Annotated in this window: 10 protein-coding genes; 5 read left to right on the forward strand and 5 right to left on the reverse strand. The window is 73.3% G+C overall.

Annotated features, from left to right (window positions below):
• Positions 1 to 152 precede the first annotated feature (152 nt).
• Positions 153 to 917: a hypothetical protein gene (locus AB0L89_RS10645; RefSeq protein ID WP_365137595.1), complete on the forward strand. Its 765-nt coding sequence runs from the start codon at positions 153 to 155 to the stop codon at positions 915 to 917.
• A gap of 18 nt (positions 918 to 935) precedes the next feature.
• Here AB0L89_RS10645 and AB0L89_RS10650 read toward each other — a convergent pair whose 3' ends face one another.
• Positions 936 to 1,763, reverse strand: coding sequence for a GntR family transcriptional regulator (locus AB0L89_RS10650; protein ID WP_365137598.1), 828 nt, complete (start codon positions 1,761 to 1,763; stop codon positions 936 to 938).
• Positions 1,764 to 1,912: 149 nt separating this feature from the next.
• Between AB0L89_RS10650 and AB0L89_RS10655 the strand changes: the two genes are divergently transcribed.
• Both AB0L89_RS10655 and AB0L89_RS10660 read left to right on the forward strand, forming a co-directional pair.
• Positions 1,913 to 2,773: a (2Fe-2S)-binding protein gene (locus AB0L89_RS10655; protein ID WP_365137601.1), complete on the forward strand. Its 861-nt coding sequence runs from the start codon at positions 1,913 to 1,915 to the stop codon at positions 2,771 to 2,773.
• A 187-nt stretch (positions 2,774 to 2,960) separates the two neighbouring features.
• Positions 2,961 to 4,019, forward strand: coding sequence for a DUF2637 domain-containing protein (locus AB0L89_RS10660; protein WP_365137604.1), 1,059 nt, complete (start codon positions 2,961 to 2,963; stop codon positions 4,017 to 4,019).
• Between the two features lie 72 nt (positions 4,020 to 4,091).
• Here the strand turns inward: AB0L89_RS10660 and AB0L89_RS10665 are convergent, their stop codons facing one another.
• Positions 4,092 to 4,580, reverse strand: coding sequence for an ATP-binding protein (locus tag AB0L89_RS10665; RefSeq protein WP_365137606.1), 489 nt, complete (start codon positions 4,578 to 4,580; stop codon positions 4,092 to 4,094).
• A gap of 179 nt (positions 4,581 to 4,759) precedes the next feature.
• Here AB0L89_RS10665 and AB0L89_RS10670 point away from each other — a divergent pair, with 179 nt between their 5' ends.
• Entirely contained in the window at positions 4,760 to 7,804 is a 3,045-nt protein-coding gene (locus tag AB0L89_RS10670; RefSeq protein WP_365137609.1) for a glycoside hydrolase family 38 C-terminal domain-containing protein, read from the forward strand.
• Between the two features lie 63 nt (positions 7,805 to 7,867).
• On the opposite strand, the gene AB0L89_RS10675 is transcribed toward AB0L89_RS10670, so the two are convergent.
• The 3 genes from AB0L89_RS10675 to AB0L89_RS10685 form a co-directional block, all read right to left on the reverse strand.
• Complete coding sequence (locus AB0L89_RS10675; RefSeq protein ID WP_365137612.1) at positions 7,868 to 9,610, reverse strand: pyruvate dehydrogenase; 1,743 nt, start codon at positions 9,608 to 9,610, stop codon at positions 7,868 to 7,870.
• Positions 9,611 to 9,677: 67 nt separating this feature from the next.
• Complete coding sequence (locus AB0L89_RS10680; RefSeq protein WP_365137615.1) at positions 9,678 to 11,279, reverse strand: protein phosphatase 2C domain-containing protein; 1,602 nt, start codon at positions 11,277 to 11,279, stop codon at positions 9,678 to 9,680.
• 131 nt (positions 11,280 to 11,410) lie between these two features.
• Positions 11,411 to 15,169, reverse strand: a complete 3,759-nt coding sequence (locus AB0L89_RS10685; protein WP_365137618.1) for a S8 family serine peptidase — start codon at positions 15,167 to 15,169, stop codon at positions 11,411 to 11,413.
• 206 nt (positions 15,170 to 15,375) lie between these two features.
• On the opposite strand from AB0L89_RS10685, the gene AB0L89_RS10690 reads away from it, so the two are divergent.
• On the forward strand, positions 15,376 to 16,359 hold the full coding sequence (locus tag AB0L89_RS10690) for a helix-turn-helix domain-containing protein (RefSeq protein ID WP_365137621.1): 984 nt from the start codon (positions 15,376 to 15,378) through the stop codon (positions 16,357 to 16,359).
• The last annotated feature ends 34 nt before the right edge of the window (positions 16,360 to 16,393 follow it).

Below are 16,393 nucleotides of genomic sequence, written 5' to 3' on the forward strand. Positions count from 1 at the left end.
GGACCCGTCCGCCGCCCACCCCGTTCCTTGCCCGCCCTTTGTGAATTCTTTCACCCAGCCTCTTGGCCGGACGCCGGGATCCATGCTGAGATTCGCCCACGACTCAACAGCTCAATGGTGTGCTCGGGGAGGGCAACGTGGCGCATACCGCCATGTCTGGTACCGGAACGACTGCAGAGCACGATCCACTCCAGACCGCGGTATGGCGGCTGCGCTCGCGCGGCTGCTGGACCGACGCGGCGGCGCTGCTCGCCTCGCGCGCCGGGGCGGCCGCGGCACTCCAGCGCACGGCGCTCCTCGTCGAGCGGTGCCTGTTCACGGGGGACGGCTGGAGCGAGGCCGAGGACGGACTGCGCACCGCCGAGGCGATCGCGGAGAACGACGACGACCGCGGCGCCGCCGCCTGCGAGCGGGGCCAACTGGCGTACGCGTCAACGGTGTTGGGGGTACGCGACCGGGCCGACGAGGCGCGTACGGCGCTCGGCAGGGCGGCCGCGCTGCTCGCCCCCAACGCCCCCGGACGCCCCCTCCTCGACTTCCGCCGCGGGCTGATCGCGGAGCACATCGCCGACTCGCCGCAGTCCGCGAAGGCGGCCTACCGCAGGGCGCACGCGGGCGCGACGGCCCACTCCGACCCCCTGCTGCTCTCCTTCACCTGGCGCCATCTGGCCGGACTGGCCCTGCGCGACGGGGAGTTGGCGGAGGCGCGGCACGGCTTCGCGGAATCCCTGCGGCTGCGCGAGGAGCTCGGCTACCTGGTGGGCACCGCCCCGGCCCTCGCCGCGCTCGCGGACGCCGAGCCGGAGCCGGAGGCCACCCGGCTGCGGGCCGAGGCCACCCGGCTCTTCCGGCTGCTGGGGGGCGTGCCGTCCTGGCTGGCCCAGCACCTGACCCCGCCGGCGGCGCCCGCCGTCTGAGCGGGAGCGCGGGGTCCGTCAGCCCGCGGCCCCCGCGAAGTGCTCCCTGACCAGGGAGGACACGACGTTCAGGTCCTGTGCGGCGAGGGCGTCGAGCAGGGCCATGTGCTCGGCCGCGTCCGCCACGAGATCGGCCCGGCGGCCCGAGACGGGGCCGCTCACCAGGGGCCACTGCGAGCGCCGGTGCAGATCGTCCGCGACCTGCACCAGCTGCTGGTTGCCCGAGAGGGCGAGCACGGCGCCGTGGAAGGCACGGTCCGACTCGGCGTAGCGCGCGAGGTCGCCGCCCGCGGCGGCCACCGCGGTCGCCTCGGCCAGCGGCCGCAGCTCGGCCCACCGCTCCGCGGCCACCGAACGGGCAAGACCCAGCATCACCGGCACCTCGATCAGCGCCCGCACCTCGGCCAGCTCCGCCAGTTCGCGCGCGCTGCGCTCGGTGACCCGGAAGCCCCGGTTGGGGACGACCTCCACGGCGCCCTCGGCGGCCAGTTGCTGCATGGCCTCGCGCACGGGCGTCGGGGAGACGCCGAAGCGCTCGGCGAGGACCGGCGCCGAGTACACCTCGCCGGGGGTGAGCTCGCCGCCGACGAGGGCGGCCCGCAGCGCGTCGAGGATCTGTCCGCGCACGGAGGTGCGCCGCACCGCGCGGCGCGGGGCGGGCGGTGTGCCGTCCGGGCGTGGGGCTGGCGATGTGCCGTCCGGGCGCTCGCCGCGGGCCTCGGCGCCCGCGGCCTCCCGGGCCCCGGCCTGTGCGGAGCCGCGGCCCGGGGCGCCCGCCTGCTCCGGCACGCGGACGCGCGGCGCCCCGGCGAAGGGGTCCGCCCCACCGCCCACGGTCTGCTCCACGACGTTCACCCGCGTCCGCCCGCCCTGCCTCTGCCCGCACTGAAAGGTACGAGAGGCACCATAGGCGGACAGGACCGCAGTTGAAACCTCGATCACGTCGGGTAAGGTAAGGCTAACCTGCAATCGATCGCGATTCGGTGGTCCCCCGCATGTCCGTCCCCACCTTGGCCGCGCCCGCCCAGGGCGCCCCCAGCGCCGTCGCGGACTCCTATGCCCGCCTCACCGAGGTGTTCCCCGGGCTGTGCGTCACCGAGCTCGGTCACGGGGAACAGGCCCCCCAGGGCGCCGGCTGGGTCACCGCCGCCCGGCTCGCGGAGGGCGGGGCCGACCTCGACGCGTTCCTGGCCTGGGACAACGCCCAGGTCCTCAAGGACTACGGCACCCAGGCCCGGCCCGATGTGGTGGCCGGTTTCGGCCTGCACCGCTACGCCTGGCCGGCCACGCTGCTGATCACCGTCCCGTGGTTCCTGCGCCGCCGCGTGCCGCGCTACCCGGTGGCGAACGTCTCCTTCCAGCGCACGCTGGGCCGCATGGCCGTCCGCACCGAGGGCTTCGCCTGCCTGCCCGGCGACCCGGCCGCGGAGCTGCCCGGCGCCCGCGTCGTGCCGGACGAGGAGGCGCTGCGCGCGGAGGTGCGGGCGGCGGTCGCCGAGCACCTCGGTCCGCTGCTCGACGGCTTCGGCCCCCGGATGCGGCGCCGCTCGCGCGCCCTGTGGAGCGTCGCCACCGACGAGATCGTCGAGGGCCTCTGGTACATCGCGCACCTCCTCGGCGAGGAGCGGCGCGCGATGACGGAGCTGGAACTGCTCCTGCCCGGCGCCACCAAGCCGTACGTGGGCACGGCGGGCTTCCGGGAACTGACGGGGCCGAACGGCGAGAGCCTGCCGACCCGCGACCGGGCGAGCTGCTGCATGTTCTACACGCTGCGCCCCGAGGACACCTGCGTCACCTGCCCACGCACCTGTGACGCGGAACGCATCGCGCGACTGAGCGCAACCGCTTCGTCCTGAACCACTCTTTCGCGCAAGTTTAATCGAACTCAACTCCTGCTCCCCCGGCTGGAGTTCGACGAAAAGTGCGCTCCGCGTGCCCCCTTGCACCCCCTTGGCGTTCTCTTGCCCCGAAACCCCCTGAGGGCCATCGGGATTGGGCCACTATGGCGCCCGAAACGCCCTACCGCGATGCAAGGGACCCCAGATGAGACTGACCGACATATCGCTGGACTGGCTGCTTCCCGGCGGCGTCCTGCTCCTGGGCATACTGGTGGCGGTGGCGGTGCTCGCACGCGGCAAGCGGAGCCAGGAGAAATCGGCCGCGAACGACGACTCGTGGGAGCGCAGCGAGGAGCGCCGCAGACGCAAGGAAGCCGTCTACGGCACCGCCTCCTACGTGCTGCTGTTCTGCTGCGCGGCCGTCGCAGCCGCGCTCTCGTTCCACGGCCTGGTCGGCTTCGGGCAGCAGAACCTCAGCCTCTCCGGGGGCTGGGAGTACCTGGTGCCGTTCGGCCTCGACGGGGCGGCGATGTTCTGTTCCGTCCTCGCGGTGCGCGAGGCGAGCCACGGTGACGCGGCCCTCGGCTCGCGCCTGCTCGTGTGGACGTTCGCGGGTGCGGCAGCCTGGTTCAACTGGGTGCACGCGCCAAGGGGGTTGGGCCACGCCGGCGCCCCGCACTTCTTCGCCGGGATGTCGCTGTCGGCGGCCGTCCTCTTCGACCGCGCACTGAAGCAGACCCGCCGCGCGGCCCTGCGCGAGCAGGGCCTGGTGCCGCGGCCGCTGCCGCAGATCCGCATCGTGCGGTGGCTGCGGGCGCCCCGTGAGACCTTCGGCGCCTGGTCGCTGATGCTCCTGGAGGGCGTGCGCACCCTGGACGAGGCCGTCGAGGAGGTGCGCGAGGACCGCCGCGAGAAGGAGCGCACACGGCTGCGCAGGCGCGACCAGGAGAAGCTGGAGCGCGCACAGCTCAAGGCGCTCAGCAGAGGTCACCGCAACTGGCAGGGCCGCGGCGGCGGCCGTCAGGTGGACGTACAGGCCGTCGCTCCGGCCGCCGGGTCCGCGCAGGTCGGCGCGGACCCTGCCATAGCGGCGCAGGAACAGCTGCCGGTACGCTCCCGACCCTCCCTCCAGGCCGTCAAGGGCGGCCCTGAGGGTGCCGCCCCCGTCACCGTCGACCTGACGGCGGAGGACGACACCATGACCCTGCCCCGGCTCGATTCGCTGGAGCAGAAGCTGAAGGACCTGGAGCAGCAGTTCGGCTGAGGCCGACCGCGCCACCAGGACCGGCCCACCCCGTGCGGCGACAGGACGCCGTGGGTCCGGCGGCGGCGGGCATCACGCCATGCCGCCGCCGTTCAGTTCGAACCACACCACCTTCCCCACCCCGTGCGCCCGCACGCCCCACGCGTCGGCGAGCGACTGCACGAGCACCAGGCCCCTGCCGTGCGTGCCGTCGTCGGCGTTCGGTACGCGTGGCTTGGGGCGGCGCCCCACGAAGTCCCTGACCTCGACGCGCAGGCCGCGCGGGCCCACGGTCGCGGTGACGATCGCGTCGCGGTCGGTGTGCACCAGTGCGTTCGTGACCAGTTCGCTGGTGAGGAGTTCGGCGATGTCGGATCTGCCGGGCTTTCCCCAGTGCCGCAGCAGTTCCCTCAGCGCCTTGCGGACCTCGGACACCGCACGTAGATCCGATCTCCCCAGCCGGCGCCTGAGCTGGACCCCGTCGGGTCCGGCCGTCGTCTGTTCGGTCGTCGTCTCGGTCCTTGTCTTCGATGAAGACGCCCCGATCCCCCCGGGACCGCCCCCACGTGACTGCCTCGTCATGACCCCCGCCCACAGAGCGATATGTCCCTGCCTCCCCGTTCGAACAACTTCACGGAATGCATGCCCCCGGCCACGGAGCGCACGCCTGTCGAATCGTCAACCACCGACGGGGATGCGCCGGAGCGATTGCGGGGAAGGGAAGCGGTGGACCCCGCCGCCGAGCGTTCCGAGGAGCCCGAGTGCACGACGACAGACTGCTGGTGGAAGGCCGCCTGGAGCGGGCGCTGCGCCAGTTCATCCGCCCCGCCCAGTACGCGCGGCGGGTGCCGCTCGCCCTCTCCGTGTGGCACGCGCCGGGCGAACCGGTGCCCGTGGCAACCGCCCTCGAAGCCGCGTACGAACCCTTCGAGACCGGCATGGAGTGGGGAAATCCCTGGTCCACCAGTTGGTTCCGGATTCAAGGAGAAGTGCCCGAGGAGTGGCGCGGGCGGCGCGTCGAAGTGGTCGTCGACCCCGGCTTCTCCGGGGACGGGCCCGGCTTCCAGGCGGAGGGTCTGGTGTACGACGCGACGGGTGTCCCCCTCAAGGGGATTCACCCGCGCAATCGGCATATTCCCGTGGCCTCCCCCGCGAGCGGCGGTGAGGAGGTGCACCTACTCCTGGAGGCGGCGGCGAATCCCGCCGTTCTGCACGACTTCATGCCGACTCCCCTCGGCGACGTCCTGACCGCAGGCAATACCCCGATCTACCGATTCGCGTCTGCCGACCTCGCCGTACTGGACGAGGACGTATGGCAGTTGACCTTGGACATCGAGGTCCTCTCCGAGCTGATGGGCGAACTGGACGCCGAACGTCCGCGTCGCCACGAGATCCTGCGGGCCCTTGAGGACATGCTCGACGCGCTCGATCTCCACGACGTCTCCGGCACGGCGGCCGCGGCGCGCGCGGAGCTCGCCGACGTGCTCGCGAGGCCTGCCCACGCCAGCGCGCACCGGGTGTCGGCCGCCGGTCACGCCCACATCGACTCGGCGTGGCTGTGGCCGCTGCGCGAGACGGTCCGCAAGGCGTCGCGGACCTTTGCCAATGTGACGGCTCTCGCACAGGAGTACCCGGAGCTGGTCTTCGCCTGTTCGCAGGCCCAGCAGTACGCCTGGGTCAAGGAGCACCAGCCGCACATCTGGGAGCGCATCAAGAAGGCCGTGGCGGACGGGAACTGGGCGCCGGTGGGCTCGATGTGGGTCGAGTCGGACGCCAACATGCCCGGCGGTGAGGCGCTGGCGCGGCAGATCACGCACGGCAGGCGCTTCTTCCGCGAGGAGTTCGGCGTGGAGACGGAGGAGATCTGGCTGCCGGACTCCTTCGGATACACCGCCGCCTTCCCGCAGTTGGCGAAGCTCGCGGGCGTGCGCTGGTTCCTCACGCAGAAGCTGAGCTGGAACCAGTCCAACAAGATGCCGCACCACACCTTCTGGTGGGAGGGCATCGACGGCACCCGGGTCTTCACGCACTTCCCTCCGGTGGACACCTACAACTCGCAGTTCCACGGCACCGAACTCGCGCACGCCGAGCGGAACTTCGCCGACAAGGGCCGCGCCACCCGTTCCCTGGTGCCGTTCGGCTGGGGCGACGGCGGGGGCGGCCCCACCCGCGAGATGATGGAGCGGGCGCGGCGCCTGCGCTCCCTGGAGGGCTCGCCGCGCGTGGAGATCGAGCGGCCTTCGGCGTTCTTCGCGGCGGCCGAGGAGGAGTACGGCGCCCAGGCCCCGGTCTGGTCGGGCGAGCTGTACCTGGAGCTGCACCGGGCCACGTACACCACGCAGGCGGCGACCAAGCGCGGCAACCGGCGCAGCGAACACGCGCTGCGGGAGGCGGAGTTGTGGTGCACGGCGGCGGCCGTGCGCGATCCCGCGTACGTCTATCCGTACGACACCCTGGACCGGCTGTGGAAGACGGTGCTGCTCCACCAGTTCCACGACATCCTGCCGGGCTCGTCGATCGCCTGGGTGCACCGGGAGGCCCGTGAGACGTACGAACGGGTCCTCGCCGAACTCGACGAGCTGACGGCCGCGGCGGCGCGCTCCCTCGGCGCGGGCGGCCCCGCCGTCCTGAACGCCTCGCCGTACGCGCGCGAGGAGGTCGTCGACACCGGCGACGGCACCTTGGCGCACGTGCGTGTCCCCGCGCTCGGCACCCAGAGCCTGGACGCCGCCCGGGAGCCCACCGCGGGAGCCGTCGCGCACACGACCGGCGACGCGATCGTGCTGTCCAACGAGCACCTGAGCGTCACCGTCGACGCGGCCGGACTCCTCACCTCCGTACGGGACCTGGCCGCCGGACGCGAGGTGCTCGCCGCCCCCGGCAACCTCCTCCAGCTGCACCCCGACCACCCCACGCACTACGACGCCTGGGACCTCGACCGGCACTACCGGCGCCGGCACACCGACCTCACGGACGCCGAGTCCGTCGCGCTCGTGGAGGACGGACCGCTGCGGGTCGCGGTGCGGGTGGTGCGGGCCTTCGGCGCGTCGCGGATCACCCAGGAGATCCGGCTCGCGGCGGGCAGCGGGCGCGTGGACATCGTCACGGACGTCGACTGGCGGGAGTCGGAGAAGGTACTCAAGGCCGCCTTCCCGCTGGACGTGCACGCCGAACGGTCCGCCGCCGAGATCCAGTTCGGCCATGTGCACCGGCCCACGCACGCCAACACCGGCTGGGACGCGGCCCGTTACGAGATCTGCGCGCACCGCTGGCTGCGGGTCGCCGAGGAGGGGTACGGCGTCGCGCTCCTGAACGACGCGACGTACGGCCACGACGTGACGCGCACCGAGCACGGCGAGGCGCTCGGCACCACCGTGCGCCTCACCCTGCTGCGCGCCCCGCACAGCCCGGACCCGGAGACGGACCAGGGCACGCACTGCTTCACGTACGCGCTGCTGCCCGGCGCGTCCACCGGTGACGCGGTCGCCGAGGGGCTCGCGCTCAACCTGCCGCTGCGGGTGGCCGACGCGCCCGTGCTCGCACCGCTGGTGCGCGTCGACCATCCGGCGGTGACCGTCGAATCGGTGAAGCTCGCCGACGACCGCGGCGGCGATGTCGTGGTGCGGCTCTACGAATCGCGGGGCGGGCGCGCCGCCGCCACCTTGCGCACGTCGTTCCCGGTGGCGCGGGCCGAGGTGACCGACCTGCTGGAGCGGCCGTTGCACGAGGCCGACACGGGCGAGGCGGGTCTCGCGCTGGAGCTGCGGCCGTTCCAGATCGTGACGCTGCGGCTGCGGCCGGCGTGAGCGTGCCGGTGCCCGGCCCCCATGGCGCGGGGGCCGGGCACCGGCACGGGGTCCGCGGCGCGGTCAGGGTCTCGGCACGTTCCGCAGGTTCGACCGGGCCATCTGCACCATCCGGCCCACCCCGCCGTCCAGGACGATCTTGCTGGCGGAGAGCGCGAAGCCGGTCACCATCTCCGAGCTGATCCTGGGCGGGATGGACAGGGCGTTCGGGTCGGTGACGACGTCGACGAGGGCCGGGCCCTTGTGCGCGAAGGCGTCCTTCAGAGCGCCCGCGAGCTGCTTGGGTTTCTCCACGCGGACGCCGTAGGCCCCGCAGGCACGGGCGACGGCGGCGAAGTCGGGGTTGTGGTTCGTCGTGCCGTAGGAGGGCAGACCGGCGACCAGCATCTCCAGCTCCACCATGCCCAGGGAGGAGTTGTTGAACAGGACGACCTTGACCGGCAGGTCGTGCTGGACCAGCGTCAGGAAGTCGCCCATCAGCATCGAGAAGCCGCCGTCGCCCGACAGGGAGACGACCTGGCGCCCGCGGTCGACGAACTGGGCGCCGATCGCCTGCGGCAGGGCGTTCGCCATCGAGCCGTGGCTGAAGGAGCCGATGATGCGGCGCCTGCCGTTGGGGGTGAGGTAGCGGGCCGCCCAGACGTTGCACATGCCCGTGTCCACGGTGAACACCGCGTCGTCGGCGGCGAGGTCGTCGAGGACCGAGGCGACGTACTCGGGGTGGATGGGGATGTGCTTCTCGACCTTGCGCGTGTACGCCTTGATGACGCCTTCGAGCGCGTCCGCGTGCTTCTTCAGCATCTTGTCGAGGAACTTGCGGTTCGTCTTCGGCGAGACGCGCGGGGTCAGACAGCGCAGCGTCTCGCGGACGTCGCCCCAGACCGCGAGGTCCAGCTTCGAGCGGCGGCCGAGGTTCTCCGGGCGCACGTCGACCTGGGCGATCTTCACGTCGTCGGGCAGGAACGCGTTGTACGGGAAGTCCGTGCCGAGCAGGATCAGCAGGTCGCACTCGTGGGTGGCCTCGTACGCGGCGCCGTAGCCGAGCAGGCCGCTCATGCCCACGTCGTACGGGTTGTCGTACTGGATCCACTCCTTGCCGCGCAGCGCGTGGCCGACCGGGGACTTGACCTTCTCGGCGAACTCCATCACCTCGGCGTGCGCGCCGGCCGTGCCGCTGCCGCAGAACAGGGTGACCCGGTCGGCCTCGTCGATCATCGCGGCGAGCTTCTCGATCTCGGCGTCGCCGGGGCGCACGGAGGGGCGCGAGGTGACGAGGGCGGTCTCGGCGGCCTTCTCCGGCGCGGGCTCGGAGGCGACGTCGCCGGGCAGCGAGACGACGCTGACGCCGGACTGCCCCACGGCGTGCTGGATGGCGGTCTGGAGCAGCCGGGGCATCTGCTTCGGGGTGGAGATCAGCTCGCTGTAGTGGCTGCACTCGCGGAACAGCTGGTCGGGGTGTGTCTCCTGGAAGTAGCCGAGGCCGATCTCGGAGGACGGGATGTGGGAGGCCAGGGCGAGGACCGGGGCCATGGAGCGGTGCGCGTCGTACAGGCCGTTGATCAGGTGGAGGTTGCCGGGGCCGCAGGAGCCCGCGCAGGCGGCGAGACTGCCGGTGACCTGGGCCTCGGCGCCGGCCGCGAAGGCGGCGGTCTCCTCGTGCCTGACCTGGATCCAGTCGATCTCCCGGGTGCGGCGGATGGCGTCCACGACGGGGTTGAGGCTGTCGCCCACGACTCCGTACAAACGTTTCACGCCCGCGCGGACGAGGATGTCGACGAACTGCTCGGCGACGTTCTGCTTGGCCATGCGGTACGCACCCCTTAGGACCCGTGAGTGGACTGCCTCTGGGTCCATGAGTGCACAGGTGCGCCGGTCATGCCTCCCAGACGGCGGCGGCCGTGCGGTCGTCCGCGTAGCCCTTCACCCGTACCTGGATGTCCGCAAGGAAGGCGGCGAGGCCCGGCGGACCGGTCTTCTCCCACCGCTGGGTGAGGTGTTCGGCGAGCGCGGGCTCGCCGCGCAGCGGTTCGGCGAGGCCGCCGCTGCACAGGACGAGCGTGTCACCCGGGCGGGCGACCGAGGCACGGAAGCGGAAGGGGTCGCGGGGCGGCTCGGGGGCGGGTTCGTAAGGGCTCGGGGGTGTGGTGATGCCGAGGTCCATCGTCAGCCGGTCGCCGTCCCCGCCCTCGGCGGGCAGGGAGCCGAAGCCGACCACGGCGTCGCCGGTGGCGTCGGCGACGCGGGGCTCGATGTCCTGCCACTGTCCGTCGCGGAGCCGGAACAGGCCGCCCCCGCCGACGCCGAAGAAGACGCGCGTACGGCATTGCGGGTCGGCGGGCAGGAGGAGGCAGCGCAGGGACGCCGCGTACTCCTCGGGCTCCAGGCCGAGGTCGGCGGCGCGGGCGCGGAGCTTGCCGAGGCTGCGGTCGGTGAGGCGGTGCAGGCCCGACTTCAGGTCGCCGCGGCGCGCGGCCCTGATGTCCTCGGCCAGGCGCCGGTGGCTGCGGCCCACGGCCCGGCCGATCCAGTCGCAGGCCTCGGCCGCCGCGCGGTGGGCGCCCGGGGTGGCGCGGGCGCCGGTGGCCATGGCGACGAGCACCAGGGCGTCCTCGCCGGTGCCGAAGCGGGCGGTGAGCAGGGAGTCCCTGCGGGGCTCGCCCCGGTACCGGGCGGAGTCGCCGCGCACGGAGGCGGCGCGCACGGTGCAGGAGCCGTACCGCGCGCCGTCGAGCACGGTGTCGGCGACGAGGTCGCCGAGGTCGTCGGGGTCGGCGGCGGGCAGGACGGTCGGCTCGGCCTCGTAGGTGGGCGGCCCGTCCCCCACGTAGGCGCGGGCGGCGGGCGGTCCTGGCTCCTGGTCGGGGGCGGCCTCGCGCGGCTCCGGGGCGCCGTGCGGTTCAGGGGTGCCGTGCGGGTCGGGGGCGGCGTGCGGCTCCTTGCCCGGAGCGGATTCCACGGGCTCGCTCGGGGCGGGCTCGCTCCCCGCGGGCTCGGCCGGGCGGGGCTCTTCGGTCGACGCCGTCGCGTACCCGAACGCCTCCGTGGTGGGCCCCACCGGGAAGGTCACCGGCCCGCCGGATCCGGCGGGGGGCTGCCAGGGGGCGGGGGCGGTGAAGGCGGGCGGGGCCGGCGGGACCGGCGGCGGGGGTTCGGGGCGGCGGCCGGGCGCGGGCTTCGCGGTCGTCCCCATCGCAAGGGTCGGCGGCCCGGCGTCCTCCTCCGGCACGGCGGCCCCTGGGGCCCCGGTGTCCGCACCCGCAAACTCCCCGCCCTCGGGGGCCTGGGACGGAGGAGGCTCCTGGGACGGGTCCCGCTGCGTGGGGAACCCTTCCTTCACCGCGTCCGCCGCCGAGGCGAACCTGTCGTCGAGGGTGTCGGGTGCGGGCGTCGGGCCCGTGTCCTGCGTGGAGTCGTCGTACAGCTGGCCCCACCAGTCGTCGTCGCGACCGGTGTGCCTCTCCCCCTGCTGGCTCATGCCACTATTTTCCACCGCTGAGGGCGTACGAAAACGGTGCATCCGGAAATTCCGGCCGTCCTGGGGACGGCAGGGGGCCGCCGGGCGGCCCCACCCCCCACAGGAGGACCCGCCCGGCGGTACCGGTGTGGCTAGCGCACGTCGTAGGCGCGAGCCACGGTCTGTGTGACGGAGTTGCCGCGGGCGTCCGTCATCTCGGCCTTCAGCCGGACCTGCTTGCCGGAGGCGCCCGCGTGGTCCACGGTCGCGCTCCACTTCCCGCCCTTCTCGGCGGTGTCCGCCGCCGTCCAGGTCGCGCCGTCGTCGTAGGAGTACGACAGCGTCACCTCGGTCAGCGCGCCCGGCTCGTAGCCCGAGTGTCCCGTGGCACCGAGTTCAATCCGCTGTCCGTCCTTCGCGGCGAGGGTCTTGAGGCCGTCCTCCGGGATGCGGTACGTCGGGAACAGCATCGGGATGCCCTGCGAGTACGCGCCCTCGTCGAGGTGCGAGCGGAAGGACCAGGTCGTCTCCGTGTCCGTGGAGCGCTTCCAGACCTGGGAGCCGATCTTCGCGGTGGAGAGCGTCAGTTCGTACGCGGAGTCCTCGGCCGGGACCGTGAACACCCCGGACGGCCAGCCCGACTGCCCGAGGCTCACGCCGTCGCGCTTGAGCTCCACGGAGCCGATGTCACCGAAGCTCCCCTGGATTCCCGCGTGCCGCGCGTCCGCCCAGAAGCCGGGGGCCACCCCGATCAGGTTGCCCTGCCGCTCACCGGCGAGCGCCTGCTTCCCCTCCGCGTCGCGCGGCGCACCGGGCGTGAGAACGCCGTCGTACCAGGTCTCGGTGCGCCGCTCGCCCTTCTTGTAGGTGCGCACGGGGTCGATCATGAACTCGCCGTACGGGAAGCTGCTGGAGACCTGGTGGCCCCAGCCGGTCGTGCCGGCGGAGTAGTACTCGGTGCGCCTTCCGGGGGCGGGGGCGGACTCGATGTCGCCGAAGTGGACCTCGAGTCCCGTGGGACGTACGGCGGACGGCAGGTCCACGTAGTCCGTGGGGGTGCCCATCGCGCGGTACGTCGCCTCGTTCGCGGCGAGGTCCTCGTCCCGCACGCGGTAGGTGCGGTCGTCGCGGATCTGCCCGGTCTCGGGGAACGCCAGGTTGTAGACGTAGGGGCTCTTCGCCGTGGCCTTCCACGTCAACTCGACCTCCTTGGAGGCGAGTCGGGACAGCAGGTACGCCGCCTCGTCCGTGGGCACGCCGAGGACCGGCAGCGGGGATCCGGTGAAGCCCGCCGAGGGGTACCAGCGGCCCGGGGCCTCGCGGTGGGCGAGGACGGCGAGGGCGCCCGCCTTCTTCGCGTCGGCCGCAACGGTGACGGCGCTGCCGCTGTCGGGGACCCGGACCAGCGCGATCTTTCCCTTGACCCCGGCCGCCGCGAGCTCGTCCGGCGCGCCGGAGCCCGCGTCGACGAGGGCGGCCCTGCCGGTGCCGTCGAGGTTGGCGGAGCCGGTGGAGGCCGTCACGGGGTGCAGCTTCTTGCCGCCCGCGACGGCGAGTTCGGAGATCTGGGGCGCCGCGGCGCGCCAGTAGCTGCCCGACTCGAAGGTGCCGTCGGCGGCCTTGCCCTCGACGGACTGGTAGTAGCCGCGGACGGTGCGGGGACCGGCCGCGGTGCCCGCGTGCAGCCAGTTGTCCTTGCCCCAGGTGCGGGCGAACGCGAGGGTGGCGCCACGCACTTCGGACGCCTTGTCCGTCCGGACCGCGAGGCGGTGGGCCCTGCGGGCGTCGAGGGTGATCGTCGTGTCCTTCTTCACCTCGACCTGGGGGCGGGCGATGTGGGTGAGGGAGTCGGTGAGCTTCCGGTCGCCGTCCGCGTCCGGGGTCGCGACGAACCCCGTCAGGAAGTAGGAGCCGGGGCGGACCTGGTACGTCTGGTCGTTCGCGCCCTCGTTGAAGCGGCGCTCGCCGCTCGCGGTGTCGGTGCCGATCAGGTCGAGCGATGACGGTCCGTCAGCGGGCTTGCCCGCACGGTCGATCAGCTTCACGCGGAGGCTGACGGTCTCCGGCTGCACGTAGAGGGAGAAGGGGGTGGAGACACGGGTGCCGCCGTCGGCCGTGGCCAGCACGCGGCCGGTGACGTCGCCGTACTGGGCACGGCTCAGGTCCGCGTCCGGGGTGAGCTTCAGGGGAACCGTGACGGTGGCGCCGGCCGGGACGGTCACGGAGCGCGCGCCGAGCCTCGCGACGCCGGAGCGCACGGCGGACCCGTCGTTGCCGGTGACGCCCTGCAGCGACAGCCTCAACTTCACCGGTTCGTCGGTGGTGTTGGTGTAGGGCACGTCGACGGTGGTGCGGTCCGAGGAGTCCTGCGGCCAGCCGAAGGAGCCGCCCTGCACGGCGGGCGAGCCGAGCACCTTCTGGTCGATCGCGGCCTTGGCGTCGAGCCGCCCGCCGCCGGTCTCGCGGGCGTCGCCGGGGATCGCGCTGTCCGCGGACGACACGAGGGCCGCCTTGATCCGCCGTGCGCTCCAGTCGGGGTGGCGCTGCCTGACCAGGGCGGCGGCGCCCGCGACGTGCGGGGTCGCCATCGACGTACCGCTCATGGACTGGTACGCGTACATTCCCCGCCCGCCCGCCGCGGCGGCGGAGATGTCGACGCCGGGCGCGGCGATCTCCGGCTTGAGGGTGTGCGAGCCGTACGCGGGGCCGCGGCTGGAGAAGCTCGCGGTGGTGTCGTCGCGGTCGACGGCGCCGACGGTGAGCACGCTCGGCGCGCATCCTGGCGAGGAGACGGAGTTGAAGGTGGGGCCCGTGTTGCCCGCCGCGATGACGAAGAGGGTGTTCTCGGCGGACTGCGCGAGTTCCTCGGTCGCGGTGCTCATCGGGTCCGTGCAGTCGGTCCGTGCCGGGTTGCCGAGGCTCATCGAGACGACGTCGGCCTTCTGGGCGACGGCCCACTCCATGCCCGCGATGATCCACGACGTGGCGCCGGATCCGCTGTCATTGAGGACCTTGCCGTGCAACAGCTCGGCGCCGGGCGCGACGCCCTTCTTCTTGCCGCCGCTCGCCGCGCCGGAGCCGCCGACGGTGGAGGTGGTGTGGGTGCCGTGGCCCTGGCGGTCCTCGTTGTCCGGGGAGTCCGTGAAGTTCTCGGTGGCGCCGATGCGGCCCTTCAGGTCGGGGTGTTCGGCGTCGGCGCCGGTGTCCAGGACGGCGACCTTGGTGCCCTTGCCGTCGTAGCCGGCGGCCCAGGCCTCGGGGGCGTGCACCTGCTTGGTCGACCGGTCGAGGGTGGCCTCGACCTTGGCGTCGAGCCAGAGCTTCTTGAGGCCGGAGGCGGCACGGGACTTCTCGGCGCCGATCTCCGCCCAGAAGGCGGTGGCCTTCTTCTTGTCGGCCTTGAGGACGACGCCGTCGACGGATGCGAGGACGGGGCCGCGCTCGGCGCCGCGCGGGGTGGCGGGCACCGCTCGGGCGACGTCGACGGTCCTGTCGTACACGGCGATCAGCGGCAGCCGCTTCGCGTGCGCGTCGTCGTAGCCCTGGCGGACGAGCCCGGTGACGTTGAAGAGCTCCTCGTCGACGCGTCCCTTGGCGATCGCGTGCACGGCGCCCTCGGGGTAGACGTACAGGTCGTCGCCGGACTGCCGGGTCTGGATCAGGGGCGTGCTGCCGTCCTTCGCGGGCAGCGCGGCGGCGCCGGCCCGGCCCTTGCCGTCGTGCGTCACCAGGATCCGGTCGCCGGTGACGAGGGTGACGACGGAGCCGCCCGCCCGCTGCGGGGCGCTGCCCGTCAGTGGCCTCGCGCCGGCGGTGTCCGCGTGTGGCGCGGCCGTGGACGGGACGGCCGCGGTGACGGCGAGGACGACGGCGGACGCCGCCCCCACAGCCGTGCGCGCTATCGGACGCATCGCTCTCCCCAGGGGTCGATGGGCATGAAGAACCGCAGGCCGATCCGGCCCGAAGGCCGCAAAAGCGACCGCGGTTGGTGCTGCGGTGGCGTCACCTTGTCATTGGGCCGGGGGGTGCGGGGATGATGTCCCGGGGCGGGTTTACGCCGTGGCTGTTTCCCGCCACGGCGCCGCAGGTACGGAGCCTTGGGGAGGGACGTCGCCGCATGCTGGCAGCGATAGGTCTGGACGAGACGCACGAGTCGGCGTACCGGGCGCTGGTGTCGGTGGGCGCCGCCGACGTGCCCGATCTCGCGCGCAGGCTGACCCTCGGCGAGCCGGAGACCGAGCGGACGCTGCGCCGCCTGGAGCGGCACGGGCTCGCCGCGCAGGCCTCCGGCCGGGCGGGCCGCTGGGTGGCGGCGCCGCCCGGCGTCGCGCTCGGCGCGCTCCTGACCCAGCAGCGGCACGAGCTGGAGAAGGCGGAGCTCGCGGCGACCCTGCTCGCCGAGGAGTACCGCGCGCAGGCCGCCGAGCCCACGGTCCACGACCTGGTCGAGGTGGTCACCGGGGCGGCCGCCGTCTCCCAGCGCTTCCTCCAGCTCCAGCTGGGCGCGAGCGCCGAGGTGTGCGCGCTGGTGACCGGCAGCCCCATCGCGGTCACCGGCATGGAGAACAGCGCGGAGGAGCAGGCCACGGGGCGGGGCGTGAGCTACCGCGTGGTGGTCGAGCGCACGGTCCTCGACCTGCCGACGGGCCTCGTCGAGCTGGCGACCGCGATCGGCCGCGACGAGCAGGTGCGCGTGGTCGACCGCGTCCCGACCAAGCTGGTGATCGCCGACGGCACGCTCGCGATGGTCCCGCTCACCTCGCGGACGGCGGAGCCCGCCGCGCTGGTCGTGCACGCCAGCGGGCTCCTGGAGTCGCTCGCGGGGCTGTTCGAGGCGGTGTGGCGGGACGCGCTGCCGCTGCGGCTCGGCGAGGACGGCACGGTCGCCGAGGACGGCACGGAGGGTCCGGACGGCACGGACCTGGAGATCCTGTCGCTGCTGCTCGCCGGTCTCACGGACGCGAGCGTCGCCAAGCAGCTCGACCTGGGCCTGCGCACGGTGCAGCGCCGGGTGAAGCGGCTGATGGAGCTGGCGGGCGTGACGACGCGGCTTCAGCTGGGCTGGCACGCGTACGAGAGGGACTGGGTGTCGCGCCGGTAGCCCGGGGCACGTCCGGCTCGCGCCCGCCCCCGCG

Origin of the sequence: Streptomyces sp. NPDC052114 (assembly GCF_040680155.1) — a bacterium.
In the GTDB taxonomy this organism is placed as follows: Bacteria; Actinomycetota; Actinomycetes; order Streptomycetales; family Streptomycetaceae; genus Streptomyces.